Origin of the sequence: Niallia sp. M35 (assembly GCF_050971705.1) — a bacterium.
In the GTDB taxonomy this organism is placed as follows: Bacteria; Bacillota; Bacilli; order Bacillales; family Cytobacillaceae; genus Niallia; species Niallia circulans_A.
In genome coordinates, this window is sequence record NZ_JBPCEP010000006.1 from 261912 (window position 1) to 277154 (window position 15243).

The 15243-nt window shown below is 37.3% G+C and carries 15 protein-coding genes and 1 pseudogene; 2 read left to right on the forward strand and 14 right to left on the reverse strand.

What is annotated here, in order from left to right:
* Positions 1–33 precede the first annotated feature (33 nt).
* Positions 34–159: an oligopeptide/dipeptide ABC transporter ATP-binding protein gene (locus NiCM35_RS10275; RefSeq protein WP_328587990.1), complete on the reverse strand. Its 126-nt coding sequence runs from the start codon at positions 157–159 to the stop codon at positions 34–36.
* 18 nt (positions 160–177) lie between these two features.
* Positions 178–481, reverse strand: a pseudogene (locus NiCM35_RS10280) (CapA family protein); the annotation flags it as partial.
* A 332-nt stretch (positions 482–813) separates the two neighbouring features.
* On the opposite strand from NiCM35_RS10280, the gene NiCM35_RS10285 reads away from it, so the two are divergent.
* Positions 814–1095, forward strand: a complete 282-nt coding sequence (locus NiCM35_RS10285) for a helix-turn-helix domain-containing protein (protein ID WP_433779394.1) — start codon at positions 814–816, stop codon at positions 1093–1095.
* Positions 1096–1149: 54 nt separating this feature from the next.
* Here NiCM35_RS10285 and NiCM35_RS10290 read toward each other — a convergent pair whose 3' ends face one another.
* Positions 1150–1440, reverse strand: a complete 291-nt coding sequence (locus NiCM35_RS10290) for a hypothetical protein (protein ID WP_123260478.1) — start codon at positions 1438–1440, stop codon at positions 1150–1152.
* 378 nt (positions 1441–1818) lie between these two features.
* Here NiCM35_RS10290 and NiCM35_RS10295 point away from each other — a divergent pair, with 378 nt between their 5' ends.
* A complete protein-coding gene (locus tag NiCM35_RS10295; RefSeq protein WP_123258337.1) occupies positions 1819–2709 on the forward strand; it encodes an EamA family transporter in 891 nt (296 codons plus the stop codon).
* Positions 2710–2775: 66 nt separating this feature from the next.
* Here the strand turns inward: NiCM35_RS10295 and NiCM35_RS10300 are convergent, their stop codons facing one another.
* The 11 genes from NiCM35_RS10300 to NiCM35_RS10350 form a co-directional block, all read right to left on the reverse strand.
* On the reverse strand, positions 2776–4095 hold the full coding sequence (locus NiCM35_RS10300) for an MmgE/PrpD family protein (RefSeq protein WP_433779396.1): 1320 nt from the start codon (positions 4093–4095) through the stop codon (positions 2776–2778).
* Positions 4088–5230 (reverse strand): amidohydrolase, encoded by a 1143-nt coding sequence (locus tag NiCM35_RS10305; RefSeq protein ID WP_341161082.1) that lies wholly within the window; start codon positions 5228–5230, stop codon positions 4088–4090. Before NiCM35_RS10305 ends, NiCM35_RS10300 begins: the two co-directional genes overlap by 8 nt.
* Before the next feature lie 3 nt (positions 5231–5233).
* A complete protein-coding gene (locus tag NiCM35_RS10310) occupies positions 5234–5974 on the reverse strand; it encodes an amino acid ABC transporter ATP-binding protein (RefSeq protein ID WP_047942103.1) in 741 nt (246 codons plus the stop codon).
* A gap of 12 nt (positions 5975–5986) precedes the next feature.
* Positions 5987–6664: an amino acid ABC transporter permease gene (locus NiCM35_RS10315; RefSeq protein ID WP_047942102.1), complete on the reverse strand. Its 678-nt coding sequence runs from the start codon at positions 6662–6664 to the stop codon at positions 5987–5989.
* A gap of 14 nt (positions 6665–6678) precedes the next feature.
* Complete coding sequence (locus NiCM35_RS10320) at positions 6679–7476, reverse strand: transporter substrate-binding domain-containing protein (RefSeq protein WP_235850250.1); 798 nt, start codon at positions 7474–7476, stop codon at positions 6679–6681.
* A gap of 6 nt (positions 7477–7482) precedes the next feature.
* Positions 7483–7995 (reverse strand): GNAT family N-acetyltransferase, encoded by a 513-nt coding sequence (locus NiCM35_RS10325; protein ID WP_047942100.1) that lies wholly within the window; start codon positions 7993–7995, stop codon positions 7483–7485.
* Positions 7988–9352 carry an adenylosuccinate lyase gene (purB, locus tag NiCM35_RS10330; RefSeq protein WP_164463713.1) on the reverse strand — a complete coding sequence of 455 codons (1365 nt, stop codon included), beginning with the start codon at positions 9350–9352 and terminating at the stop codon, positions 7988–7990. Before purB ends, NiCM35_RS10325 begins: the two co-directional genes overlap by 8 nt.
* 320 nt (positions 9353–9672) lie before the next feature.
* Positions 9673–10503, reverse strand: a complete 831-nt coding sequence (locus NiCM35_RS10335) for a transporter substrate-binding domain-containing protein (protein ID WP_095329720.1) — start codon at positions 10501–10503, stop codon at positions 9673–9675.
* A gap of 1 nt (position 10504) precedes the next feature.
* Positions 10505–11683: an aminotransferase class I/II-fold pyridoxal phosphate-dependent enzyme gene (locus NiCM35_RS10340; RefSeq protein WP_123260470.1), complete on the reverse strand. Its 1179-nt coding sequence runs from the start codon at positions 11681–11683 to the stop codon at positions 10505–10507.
* The gene (locus tag NiCM35_RS10345) at positions 11673–12785 is read right to left on the reverse strand and encodes an iron-containing alcohol dehydrogenase (protein WP_144545698.1); all 1113 of its coding nucleotides are present in this window, start codon (positions 12783–12785) and stop codon (positions 11673–11675) included. The genes NiCM35_RS10340 and NiCM35_RS10345 overlap by 11 nt, the downstream gene beginning before the upstream one ends.
* A gap of 241 nt (positions 12786–13026) precedes the next feature.
* Positions 13027–15081, reverse strand: a complete 2055-nt coding sequence (locus NiCM35_RS10350) for a metallophosphoesterase family protein (RefSeq protein WP_433779401.1) — start codon at positions 15079–15081, stop codon at positions 13027–13029.
* Positions 15082–15243 lie beyond the last annotated feature (162 nt).

Genomic DNA, 15243 nt, shown 5'->3' on the forward strand with positions numbered 1-15243 from the left:
GAAATATACACCCCTCTCTCACTTTTTAATCAATCATATAAATTTACAAGCAACAACATGTTTATCGTTAACTTGTAATTTTGAAGGCACTTCCTGCTTACATCGATCCATTGCAACTGGACACCTTGTGTGAAATACACATCCTGCTGGAGGATTTATAGAGTCTCAGCTTTATTTTTAAAATATTCTGTCTATTCTTATTACAGGTGTATGATCTTTCAAACAAATGATTGCTATATTTCCTTCTAGAGTGATTTTCATACCATATAGCTCAGAAAGTTTAGCAAGTCTTTACAATATGTCCTGATTATTGGAGAGAATCGGCAAACCTCTTTCCTAATTCCACTGGATGCGACATATCCGTATGACTTAATTGATCTTTTTCCTAAAAGTCTATTGGCAAATTTGGTACAGTGTCATTTTGAAAAATAAAATTACCTAAGCTGTAAAACATCGGACGATTCTTATAAATTTCTATTCCTAAGGGATTACCTTCATTATGATGGAGTGTGACTTCTAAATTCGTAAATCGAAGGATTCAATTTTGACTGGAGCTTACGTGTGATAAAGGAATCATCAGTCGCAGCAAACGTATAATGGTATCTTACATTTTTCGACTCCTTTTATTAAATCAGAATATTCCCTTAATTATTCTTTTAATCAAAGTATAGAGAGACCAATTATCAAAGTCAATAACACATATTAAAAACACGGTAAGACTATCTTACATAAACCTTCCACACTTCATTATTACGGAAATTCAGTTTGCTCATTATTTACTATAGTATGCTCGAAAAAAGCATAGATAGAGGCATGGCAATCTTGAAAGCAAAAGCTATTCTGGACCCAAAAGACTCGGTTCAAAAAATAATAGATATCGCTATTAGCACAAATAATAAAATGATCGTAATCAAAAAAAACATTGGCAAACATGCAATAACTGCTTCCGATGTAGCTGAATGGCTCAATATGACACCAAGAAATGCTAGAAGAATACTGACAAATTTAGAAGAACAAGGACTAGCCAAAATAATCGGCGAAGAAGTTCCTCTTACAAGAGGAAGACCAAGGAAGATATATCAGATTGGTATATAAAAGGACGGTTCTTGTGAGTCGGATGATCTCACTAAAACCGTCCTTCTGCATACCTTAATTACTGATCACTTCTAAAAGTTTGTTAATATCTTCTGTAGAAGCCGCATAGAGATGGGCATGATTATTCGATCTTACTGCGAAATAGACATTGTGCTTTTTACCTGAGTATCCGTATTTTAATAGATTTGAATATTGATTGGGACTTAGCTGCACTTGCAGATGTACTCCATTTGAATAATCTCCTCCTACTCCATAGAAATTAGTATTATGGACCCGATTTACATGAAAGTCATTTACAATTCCATCAACACCGAAAAACGCTTGATAATCAGAAGACATTTCCATTCACTCCTCCATTTCTTTTCTCCCCTTATTGTACTCCACATAGATAGAAAAAAATCTCATTTGTTCACTAATTCACATATATTTCATAAAGGCAGCAAGAGAAGTTCTTCCGCTTCCCTTTTTAGCTAAAAAAATTTAATTTATATTTTTCTTAACAGGTTTCTAACTCTTGTTTTTATCCTTTGTTTGATGTCCTCACTAGAACTTACCCTCTCTTTCCCTTTGACAACGAGCAGGCTTGTTCTTATAATATATGAGGAATGTAATAATAAAACCTTGTGTAGGACGTGGATTTTTCTAGAGGAAACTCTATTTTCGCCACACGATTGTCTTTTGACAATTGTGTGGCTTTTTATGTTGAAAAGGAGGAAATTTATTTTGGCAAAATGGAATTATGCTTTAATCGTTTTTTTAGGTGGCTGCTGTTATGGAATTTTGTCTACATTTGTTAAACTTGCCTATGCTGCTGGATTTTCGGCAGCTGAAGTAACAGGAGCACAATATTTATTTGGTACTGCCATTACATGGATTCTTGTATTATTTACAAAGAAATATAAAGTAACGCGCATGCAAGCTATTAAACTCTTATTATCTGGTATCCCGTTTGGGATGACAGGAATTTTCTATTATCAATCCTTACAAACAATAAATGCTTCTCTTGCAATTATTTTACTGTTTCAATTTGTTTGGATTGGCACGCTTTTCGAAATGGTTATTTATAAGAAAAAGCCTACAAAGGAGAAGGTCATCTCGATTATTATTCTTCTATTCGGCTCTGTCCTCGCTGGAGGCATTTCTTTAGAAGGGGGCATGGATATTTCCTGGCAAGGTGCCGGTTGGGGATTACTTTCTGCCTTCACCTTTGCTACTTTTATTTTTCTTAGCGGATCTGTTGGAAAGAACACCGCTCCTCTCCTAAAGAGCGGGCTTCTTTCCTTAGGTGGATTATTCGTTGTTTTTCTAGTATTTCCACCGGTTTATTTAATGGATTTCTCCACATTAATAGGGGTAGCACCATATGGATTGCTGCTTGGAGTTTTCGGTGCAGTTCTTCCGCCTCTGCTCTATTCTATTGGAATGCCACAAATTGGACCAGGACTTGGCACTATCTTAACAGCTTCTGAGCTTCCAGTAGCTGTCTCTATGTCAGCACTCGTTTTAAGAGAACAAGTTGGCATGCTGCAATGGATCGGTGTTGCCCTAATATTAGGAGGAATCGCGTTTAGTAATGTTAGGCTTTCCAAAGCAAAAATAGTAACGGAGTATTAAGGAGTCTCTCCTAAATAAAAAGACGGTTCTTGTAGGTCAAATGACCTCACAAAAACCGTCCCTCTGTTACCAGCCTTCTATTCCTGCAGCAAAGTACTTGTTTAGTGTATTGGCTTGTTCGCCTAATAATGTGTTCGCTTTACTAGCTAAATCCTGCATTTTAAGTGGCTTACCTGGTGAACCTGTCGGCGCATCTACTCTAGAGACCAACTGTTGACCATCTTTTAACATAACTTTAGCTATACAATATCTACCTTTTGGATAACTAATTTCTTTTACTGGAATTGCGGGATCATACTTTCGATGAATTTTTTTTATTCCTGCTTGAATTTCATCGGCAATTTGATTGACAGAAAAATTTTCAATAGATAATGCTTCACCCTTTAATAATAAAGCAGCACAGTATTCTACACTAAAACGACCCTGTTCTCCATTCGTTGGGGAAGTGTAAACTAATGCAGCATCACCATTGGGAGGGAAGTACAAATCGACAGAAGTAACCTCTTCAACAGTAAAATTTCTTTGTGCCTGTATATTCTGAATGGCCTCAATGGCATGGGCATTTGCAGAACAACATGGATATAATTTGAACCATAATCCTGGTTTATCTATTGTCCAAGGTTCTCCCCACTTTTCAAAAACCTCGAATGGATTTCCGCTTTGCTCCACATACATAGAAAGTACACCATTTTTAGCTTGAATGGTATTAGCACTTCCGACAATTCCCTTATCAACAAAATGAAGAATCTGCCAAGCACTTTGGGCTGTTAGACCAGCATGCAGCGGTTTAACCATTGTTCCAAATTGACTTCGGGAACCACTTAATTTAGATACGCATAAATTAATAGCTTGCGAGAATTTCTCTGTGTCGAAATGTAAATAATGGGCTCCAGCTGCAACTGCTCCGTAAATTCCCGCAGTTGCAGTTGTATGGAACCCTTTTTCATAATGTTGTGCACCTAATAGTTGTGCAAAGCACTTCATCGTCTCTATTCCTATTAAATAGGCTTCATAGAAGCGGTCTCTATCACGCTTCTTTTCTATTAGGGCATGTAATAAGCTCAAAATAATCGCAGACGGATGTCCTCTAATCTCAGAATGAACATCATCTAAATCTAATGCATGTGCAGAATACCCATTAATTAAACAAGCATCAAATGGGTGAACCTTTAAATCAGTGCCTACTATTGCTGCTCCCTCTTCAGTAGGATAAATAGCAGTATGTAAAACAGTGGAAAAATTCATGTCAAACCTCACACTAGCAAAACACGACAGAAAATAATCGAATACTCCCTTTTCCAAATTCTCTTTTGTCTCATTAGTAAGCTCCTGATAAGACGGGGAGGATTGAATCAAGTCGACTATTGCTTTTGTTAAATCAGTCATTTTTCAAAATGTTCTCCGCGAGCTTAGCAAAAAATTCAGCGGCCACTTTAATAGCATCTTCCTTTAAATCAAACTTTGGGTGATGCCATTCTTGGGGTCCATCCACTCCCATCCATACGAAAAATCCAGGAATATAGTTTTGATAAAACGCAAAATCCTCCCCACCGGCACTTGGCACAGCATCGACGACATTATACCCTGCATCCAAAACTGTGGCTCGGACAATATCTTCATAATCTTGATGATTGTTTACCACGGGAAGATAATCATCCCAAACAAATTCAACCGAACCACCATTTCCTTCTGCAATAGACTCCGCTAGCTTTTTCATTATTGTCGGAACTGCCTCACGAGCTTTAGGCTGAAATGTTCGAACAGTACCTTCTAGTTTGACTTCATCTGGAATGACATTCCATGTATTTCCTCCATGGATGCTTGTGATACTGACTACTACATTATCAAACAAATCCATTCTTCTTGCCACAATTGACTGAACTGCTGTTACGTATTGACTAGCCATAACAATCGGATCAATAGCACGATGTGGTATACCAGCATGACCTCCGACACCGATAAATCTTAAACTAAATTTATCTACACTTGCCATAAGTCCACCTGATTTTACCCCTATCGTTCCTACTGGCAAATCAGGTTTGTTATGCATTCCAAAAATAGCTTCTACTCCTTCTATTGCTCCTTTTTCTACAAATTTCTTTGCACCTTGAGCAATTTCCTCGGCAGCCTGAAAAATAAATCTTACATTTCCATGTAATTTGTCCTTTTGACTATTGATTAGAATCGCTGCTCCTAAAATAGCAGTTGTATGGAAATCATGACCACAGGCATGCATTTTCCCTTCATTTTTTGATTTAAATGCAACATCTGTTTCTTCTATTATCGGCAAGGCATCAATATCTGCCCGAATAGCAATGGTTGGTCCCGCAAACGCTCCCTTTATTTCCGCAACAACTCCTGTTTCTAGACCAAGTTCAACAATGGCAATACCCTGTTCTGTTAACCATTTTTTGATCAATTCCGTTGTATGAAATTCTTCAAAAGCTAGCTCTGGATGCTCATGCAAATATCTTCGTTTGACAATTAAATCGTTTAATAGTTCAGGAGACATGTTCATGATTTATTATTCATCTCTTTCTAAAGTTTTTAAAAATTGTTTTGTTCTTATATTTTGTGGATGATGAAATAATTCTTTCGGCTCATTCTCTTCAATGATATTTCCATCTGCCATAAAAATCACTCTATCAGCCACTTCTTCCGCAAATTTCATTTCATGGGTCACAATAATCATGGTTGTATTTTGTTGTGCAATATCTTTTATAACCTGCAGCACTTCTGAAACCCATTCTGGATCAAGGGCTGAAGTTGGTTCATCAAATAAAATGGCATACGGCTTAACAGCGAGTGCTCTAGCAATACCCACGCGTTGTTGCTGCCCGCCTGATAATGTGGCAGGGTATTGATGAAACTTATCCTCAAGCCCTACCTTCACTAAAAGTTCTTTCCCTAATTTCTCCGCATCTTGTTTATTCATTTTCTTGGCAACAATCAAAGATTCCGTAACGTTTTGCAAGGCGGTTTTATTCTTAAAAAGGTTATAGTTTTGAAACACCATCGCTGTTTCTTGGCGAAGTTGATGAATATCTTTCCGCCCCATTTTTTGTACATTTACATTTGTCTCGCCTATATGAATAGTCCCTTCATCAGGCATCTCTAATAAATTCAGACACCGGAGCAATGTTGACTTTCCAGATCCAGACGGGCCGATAATAGCCAACACTTCTCCACGATTAACTTGTAAATTAACACCATCTAATACTATGTTCTCTCCAAACCTCTTTTTTAGATTTGTAACAGCTATCATCCTACTACTCCTTTATGATAAATACGGTTTTTCCATTCTTTTTTCAATAGCCCGCTGAACGAAGGTAACAAGAATAATTAACACCCAATAAAGCAGCGCTAAAGCCAAATAGGTTTCAAAAAATTTAAGAGAACTAGCAGCAATTATTTTCCCTTGCGCGAAAAGCTCCACTACTCCTAAAGTAAACGCTAAAGAGGTTTCTTTAATTAAACCAATAAAAATATTACTTGTTGCAGGAATAGCATTTCGTGTCGCTTGAGGTAAAACAATTCTCCGGAAGGCTTGCACTTTTGTCATACCAACTGATAAACAAGCTTCCACCTGTCCCTTGTCAACTGAATTCAATGCAGCACGAAATATTTCTGCCAAAAACGCTGCTTGTTTTAAACTAAGCCCTAAGATTGCTGCTGTTATAGCAGTCATCGCACTTAGAGCTGGAAAAATTTGTGGCAGCCCATAGTAAATTAAAAATAATTGAACCAATGTGGGAATGGCACGAAAGAACGAAATATATACAGCAGCAAGCTGCTTTAATACAGGAATATTCGATCTGGATATCACAGCTAAAATCAATCCGCCAATGATCGCAAAAACCATGGATAGAACAGCAAGAAATAAAGTAAGCGGTATGAATTCCAACAGTTCTGGTAATATATCAACTAAATATGGAAAATCTAAATTAAGATTCATACTGGACCTCCAAACTATTCCTTAACGGTGATATCCTCGTCTGCAAAATATTTCTTCGATATTTCTGTTAAGGTACCATCCTCACGTAATTTTTTTATTTCCGCATTAAATGCTTCTGCCAAAGCTTCTCCATCTTTATTTTTAAGGAACGGAAAAGCAACATCTTCATACACAAACGGCTCTCCTACAAACTTCAATGGCAAATTCCCTTTTTCAATTTCTGCGATTAAAGAAGATTTAGAGTTAACATAACCATCAACACGTTTATTAATCGCATCATTCATTGCACCATCTCGGTTCTCATATGTTTTAGGGATGATGTCAGGATCAAAATTTTCTAAGTTCTTCACATTGTTCGATCCTAATACTCCGGATACTGTTTTGCCCTTTAAATCATCTAAACTATCATATGCATTGTCTTTATTTGTAACAATGGTAGCACCTGCATACGCATATGGCTCTGAAAACTGATACTTTTCTCTTCTTTCATCTGTAACTGCAACAAAGTTTGCCACTGTATCAATTTTTTTTGTTTCTAATTGTCCCATTAAACCAGCGAAGTCTGATCTAACCCACTCCACTTGATAGCCTAAGTTTTCAGCGATTTTCTCTAATACTTCTATATCAAAACCTACTAATTTACCATTTTCCTCATATCCATTTGGATAACTTTGTGCGGTTGAACCTACACGAAGTGTTTTTTGCTCCTTCGAAGATTCCCCATTTTCAGTTTTATTATCTGTTCCGCTGCAAGCAGATAATAATAGTAAAAATGCTATACTCATGATTACAGTTATTTTCTTAAACATTATCAATTCCTACCTTTTCTTATATGATTTTGCTAAAAGTAATTTTTCTAAATAGATTGTAATATGCCCTTTCCCTAAATCCGTCTCTCCAACCTTTTTGTATCCTCGTTTTTCATACATTTCTCTAAGCCAAGGATGCTCTTTCGCCGTGCCAAGCGATACAGATGGACAATGAAGAGTATCTCTTAAAAAACTCTCCTCCACATAATGAAGGATTTTGCTTGCATATCCTTTTCTTTTTTCTTCTGGTGCAACTGCAACCCACCAAATATGGGGAATTTCAAACGGACCAGGATGACCGCTCCATGGCATGCGAACAGAAGCAGTTGCAACCATTTTGCCTTCATCTCGTAAATAGAAGCATATATTTTCCTTGATATTCTTTTCTACCAATTCTACATCTGCTGTTGCAGCAGCAAAGTGAATTCCCAACTCTCGAATAGAGGCATATCCTCTTAGAGATAGATCAAGTAATTCGGGAATATCTTTGGATGTTGCTTGATGAAAAGATAAATTACTCACTTAAAAGCCCTCCATTTCTAATCGAAGCAATTACTTCATCTACCTTCTCACTGGCTAAGCCAATATATTGACTAGGATCTAATAGCTGATTAATTTGGTCTTCTGTCAATACAGCAGCCACCTTTTCATTCTGACCAAGTAATTTTTTAAATGGAATTTTTTGTTCAGCTGATTCCATTGCGATTTCATATATAAGATGATGGGCAGTTTGTTTACCTATTTTTTCTGATAAAGCAAACATGACACGTTCTGATAAAATCAGTCCACCTAATCGTTCCAAGTTTTTCAGCATGTTCTCAGGCTTCACTACAAGCCCCTCAAGAACGGTTATCATACTTTTCAATTGAGAGGATAAATATAAACAAATTTCTGGTAAAGCTATCCATTCACTTCTCCAGCTCATCGCATCCCTTTCATGTTCCATCACTAATGATTCATGCAATAGGGCAACACTATGTAAGATAGGTTTTGTTAGACTGGCAATTCCTTCAAAAATAGCTGGATTACGTTTATGCGGCATCGTAGTTGAGCCCACATTTCCTGCTGAAAACGGCTCTTCCACTTCGTCGATTTCTGTCCGCATTAAGTTATAGAATTCATTTCCCAGCTTTCCTAATGAACCACTTATTAGCCCTAGCGCTGAGCCATACTCCGAAATTCGGTCACGTGAAGAATGCCAGCAAATCTTTGGCGCATTAAGTTCTAAAATTTCTAATGCCCGTTCTTCAATTTTTGGTCCTATACTTCCTAAAGCGGCGTATGTACCAACACCACCAGCAAGAACACCTGTGAAAATACGCGACTGGACGCTCTTTAATCTATCTAGATGACGTTCAAACTCACTCAAAACGACTGCGAGCTTAAAGCCAAATGTGGTTGGCAGTCCTTGCATTCCGTGTGTTCTTGCTGGCATCGGCGTTTTCTTATACTTAGATGCTAAGCCAATTAGAAGCTCTGCTACTTTTTTTGTATCTCTTCTTATGATTTCATCTGCTTCCTTCAATTGAAGAATCATCGCTGTATCCGTTACATCCTGTGTTGTTACACCATAATGAACATATTCTCCATAATCGCCTGATAGTTTCTGCAAATGGTTAACTGTAGCCATTAAGGAATGTTTTAGTTTAGCAGACTCCTTTGCAATTTCTTCAATATCAAAATTTTCTATCTTTGCAGCGTCCTTTATAGCTCTTCCAGCTTCCTTTGGAATGATTCCTAACTCACTTTCTGCTAATGCTAATGCTGCTTCTACATCCAAAATCTTCTGTAATCTATTTTCATCATCCCACACAGAACGCATTTCTTCTGTACTAAAATTGTTCTGCAGCATTTTTAAAGCTACTACATGTGAACCCATTTCCTATCCTCTCCTAGTACCAATATTATTTAAATTATCAAATAATTAATTCCAACAAAACTAATCCGAATTATTGACTATTCTAACATATTCCAAGTGGTTAATCCCACACTTTTTTTCAATTATTTATAATTTTCATTTGATTGCATTTATTAGATTATATTTTTTAGTGTTGCAGGCATTTATAATTGAGCAAAAAAAGACGTTCTAAACTCGCAATTTAAAACGGCAAAATGTAATTAGGCTCCTTCTACACGAAGAAGCCTATACACTATTTAATAGAAATTCTTTTCCTTCTACTTAATCAATTAAACTTCTCGTTAATCCTCAGAGGTAATATCATCTGCATAATATTTTTCTGAGATTTCAGCTAGTGTTCCATCCGCTCTCAGCTTTTCTATTTCTGCATTAAACACTTTTCTTAATGCATCCCCCTGTTCTGTTTTTGCAAACGGGAAACCAATTTCTGATTTCTTTAAGTCATCTTCTAATATTTTCAGTGGTAATTTCGATTTATTTATTGTTGCTTGCAAAATTGGCTTTCCTTGGACATAACCTGCTACAGCACCCTTAATTGTATCTGATTGTGGACCATCTCTTGTTTCATATTGTCTGACTTCAATATCTAATCCGTTTTTCTTCACATAATCTTCTAGTACATTAATTTTATTTGAGCCCAATACACCAGCAACTGTTTGTCCATTTAAATCTTTTACAGAATCATAAGGACTATCTTTAAGAACAGCAATCCCTGTACTTGTATAAGAATAAGTTGTCGAGTAATTATATTGTTCTGCCCTTTCCTCTGTATATTCAAAGGCATTAGCAATCGTATCCAGTTTTCCAACTCCAAGCTGCCCTACTAACCCTTCAAAGCCTGCCAGTGTCCATTGCACTTTATACCCTAAATTGTTTGCAATCGTTTCAAGTACTTCTACATCAAATCCGATTAATTTTCCATCCTCTTGATAAGAGTTTGGAAAACTTTGACCAGTTGCGCCAACGCGAATAACTTTTTCATCTGAAGTTTCGCTTTTACTAGCAGTTTTCGTTGATTCTTCTTGAGAATTAGTAGAATTACTACAAGCAGCTAATAGATTTATAGAAATAACAAAAATAAGAAGTGCATTAAGCTTTAGAAAGTTCTTCATTTTAATACCCCCGCTTCCTTAGTAAAAATCTCTTTATTCGCTCAAATGATTCTTTCAATTGTTCCAAAGAGGTCACCAAACTAATGCGAATCCATCCCTCTCCGTTTTTGCCATATATACTGCCCGGAACCACGGCTACCAATGCCTCCTCTAGTAATTGGTCGGCAAATTCAATCGAATTTATTGGTAACGGGACTTTAGCCCAAAGGAAGAATGTACCTTGTGGGGCAACATACTCCCAATCTAGTGTTTTTAAAAAAGATTCAACTAACAATTGCCGCTCATGATATAACTCTCTTAAAGCATTACGTTCGGCCTGCTGATGTAATAGAGCAAACACAGATGCATCCTGTATTCCACCAAAAACACCGCCAACGGCATTTTGTAAATAGGCGCTTAGATGTTTAATAAGCGATTCATTCCCGACCGTAAATCCACTCCGCCAACCAGCCATATTAAACGTTTTGGAAAAGGTGTAAATTTCCACTCCTACTTCAACTGCTCCAGGAATAGATAAAAAACTGATTGGCTTTTCATCCGTATAGTAGATATCTGCATAAGCAAAATCATGAATGACTGCAATTCCGTATTTATTGGCATATGTAATCGTTTCTTCGAAAAATTTCCTTGTGGCATTTGCCCCTGTGGGATTATTTGGATAATTTAAAAATAGAATCTTCGCTCTTTGACTGACTTCCTCCGGGATGCTTGAATAATCAACTAAAAAATTATTTTTCTCGCTAATCGGCACGAAAAACGGTTCTCCACCTGCCAACTCAACGGCCGCTTGGTACCCAAAGAAACCAGGATCAGGAACTAACGCGATATCCCCGGGGTTTAAAAGGGATTGTGCTAACCCAGATAAGGCGATTGTAGAACCATTCATGATCGCCACCTGATTAGGCGAAAGATTTGCTCCATACTCCTTTCGGTAAAAAGCCACAATGGCTTCTTTAAACACTTGTTTTCCTCCATATGGTGGATAACCATGGTTTTTCTTATCATGGATGGCTTCTTGCAGACACTCCACAATACGGGGGAATGTTGGCTGATCCGGATTTCCTCTTCCCAGATTAATTACCTGCTTAGCTGATTGCTGGAGTTCTTTTATCCGTTTGTTTTGAACGACTAAATATTTCGGCTTTAATTTTCCCAGACGTTCCGAGCAATCAAAATACATTTAACCCCACCTCATTTTCCGTAATAAATGCTTCTAATTTTTGCAGACCATCTATTACGCTTTGCTTGGTTAGCTCCATTGGCAATGCATAAATTCTAGAGGATGGTCTTAAGATTTGATCAGCCATTTTATCAAGGTCCCCTTTCTCAGGGGATAAATGCAAATCTCTCCAGCATATTGGCAACTTCAATTTTTTGTATAAAGGAACTAATTGTTTTATTTCTTCATAATTTTCTTCTAAACTCAACTGGAATAATATTCCATACGCAACAAGACTGCCATGTAAATGTCCCTTTTTCCCCAAACTGACATATCCGTAATTAAAGGCATGTGCGCCAACGCTTTGCCCAAATTTCCCTCCTAAACCACCAACAAGACCGGCTACTGCATAAATCGTATCAATCATGCGGGAGAAATCTGCATTGCTCTTTTTAGCTTCAGCTGCTTGAACAGCAGCTTCCCCCCATTTTAAAATATTATCTCGACATTGCTTAGCAGCAGTATGAGACAGTTCCAATAGAATGGATATTTCTTCACTTGTTAATTTATTAAAACGAATTTTACTTTCATACCATTTAGCCAAGGTATCACCAATACCAGAAGTTAAATGCTCGATTGGTGCATTTACTAATAATTCTGGTTCAACCATTACCATATAATTTGATTGACTATGCCGTATCGTACCAAGATGGTCTCCTTCAGCAGAATAAACAATGCTGATTGGAGTAAAGCTAGCACAGTTGGAAGGCAATGTAGGAATTAAGATACAAGGTATTTTTGCTTTACTAGCTACCGCCTTTACCGTATCTAAAAGCTTACCTCCTCCAACTCCTATTATGGCATCATGCTGATGGTGTATGACTTCGCTCCCTATTCGGTCTATTTCTTCATAGCTACATTCACCAGCAAACAAAATTTTTTTATAGGGATGCTGAAATTCAGTTTCGGGCCAATATGGTTGAACTGCCTGCCACGACTTTTCCCCATGAATTACTAATGGAAATTGTAAATGGTTATCTTCCAAAAACTTCGGTAGTGTATTAATTACTCCTGAATAATGATAATAATTTTGAGGGCCAAAACGATGCACTAAATCGATCAATGATTAACCTCCTGAACCTTCCCTTTATCTTGTAAAGAGTTTAATTTTCTATTATTCTAATACACTTACTCGGAATTAGCAACCGCACTTTTCTGAATTTTCTAATCTATAGCAACTTTAAAAATCTTAGATCGACTAGTGACTAATAGTTAAAAAAAAAGAGCTCTTTTTCCTTTCTTCTTTTACAATAGCAATATGCAAAAGGAAGTAAAAAAGAAGTGCTCTTTATACAATAACTTGATTATTTTCTTAAAAAACGATGATTAAACCCATTTTTATCGAAAGTTAGCCAGCCTAAATTATTCTTTGTATCAATCAATGAACCATTCGACAATACTTGATGGGCAATTATTTCTTTCCACAGAAAAGGGACATCTGCTTCCTTTTCTTGAATTAAATAATCATGTCCGCAATAGCGGGATATTTTCTTTTCCTTCGTACGACTTTGTCTAAATTCGAGAATTCTTTTTAATGTAAAACCAGATAATCCTTCAAAAGACTGATTTTTAATGGGGCTGCTTGTAAATTGATGTAGAATCCGTTTTTGTTCTTGCTGGAAATATACTTCTACTTCGATGGCAGAGGCCATATGAGCATCACCAGAAAGAATAAGACATTCACTTGGGTTCCATTCTGCTATTTGTTGATGAAAAAAGGAGAATCCTCTGCCGTTAAATTTCCACCATTCTAAATCTAAGCTTTTTTGTAGCGATGGAAGGACCGCAGTAAGGGGCATGATGACATTTTTTAAAAAGGATTCAATCAAATGAACGCCATATAAGGGGGTAGCAGAGATAATGACTAACGGTGTTTGCTGCTGCCATCCACTTGATAATAAGAGTTCCGATAAATAATCCCATTCTTTTTTGCGGATTAAATTCGGGCCATTTGTCCGCTGTTTCAACATACTACCCACAACATAGGTTCGTTCTTGTGGATAGGCCCGTTTTGTCCGAGTGTCTAATACAAGGCTTCTTGGATTGGTTGGCGCAACAAAACTCCATGCACGAAATGTTAACATCATATGCAGCCACTCTGTATACGTCTGTGTATTTACGGTTAGTCTTTTGGTATACTTGCTTATTTTGCGAAAAAAGGAAGCTGGGAAAGCAGCTGGATTATTCCCCCATCCCTGAAAAGCCCAATAGGCTGTTAGTGCATTAGCGATAACATGGTTTCCAAGCGGAGAACAAGCTACTTTCTCCTGCCATTCTTTCGTTATATTCCAATCATCTGTTACATCATGGTCATCGAATATCATGTAGGTGGGAATATTCGCCAACAAGCGGCGTACCTTTGGCAAAGATTGCTGGAATGAGGTTATATCTTTTTGCTGCTGGCTGTATGCTCTTTTTAGACTGCTTACTTTTCTTTCATACTCTTTTGCCTGATCCGCCCCTATCTGTATATGAATCTGGTTATCTTCTAAATAGTCATCGAAGTCTTTTAAATACCCAGCCCCGGTTGCCATGTCCCATATCTCTGTATTCCAGCTTAAGATATACATCGCTGCATACTCGCCCATGGACAGAAGGTGATTATCCGCTTTTCGCGAAGTAAATTGGCAGTATTCCTTTATTATCTCTCGTCTTCCATTTATCTGGCTGATGGTAATATCAAAAGCAGTATTTTTATCATCCTCTGTCTCGCACAATTCCTTTATAGGCTCTTCTTTGCCCATTAATAGCTTGCCTAATGCGAATAGAATGGGGGCAGCTGGCGCTGGAACATCATCGGCATAAATTTGATCCCCTATCAAAAAGAGCGCACTCGGCCTTTTTTCTAACTGAAAGTATTCCTCCTGTAGTTTGGCATCTCCGAGACTAAGAGCATCCTTGCCAATTCCGTGCAGTTTACGGCAAGAACCATATAAGATGTTTTTTTCAGCCGTTGCTGGTATGAAGAAAGTGGGATATTGTAAGTTTCCATAACAAATAGAGACTGGACTATCAGCTGCTAATAATCCAAAATCACTTAAATCATAGCTTGTTTCGCCTTTTTTAAATACTAGATTGTATCCTAACAATGTTTGGGTGGGAAAATTTTGGGAGATAGGCTGAAGTTTGATTAAATAAATATATAAGTTTTTTCCTAATCGACATACTTGTATATCCGACTGAATGTCAAACGGCTGGTATTCAAACTCTTTTGTCGTTTGATTGAAGTGAATCGCGTATAGATTGGCGTTCAATTGATATTTTCCACTTAAAGCTATCCAAAGATAAGCTGATGTTTCCTCCACTCTGCGCACCAATGGCCCAGCTAAAATAACCGGCAGATCCATCGTTACCACCATCCATTTCTGTTCTCTTACAACCTATTCAGAAAAAGAAGAGAATATGTTTGCAGAAAAATTGTCCTTCTGAAGTGAACATCCTTTGGCTACTGTCTTTTTATGGTGCCTGACACCCGATTGATGTTATGATAAGGGAGGAACTTTATTTCGATAATAATGGAG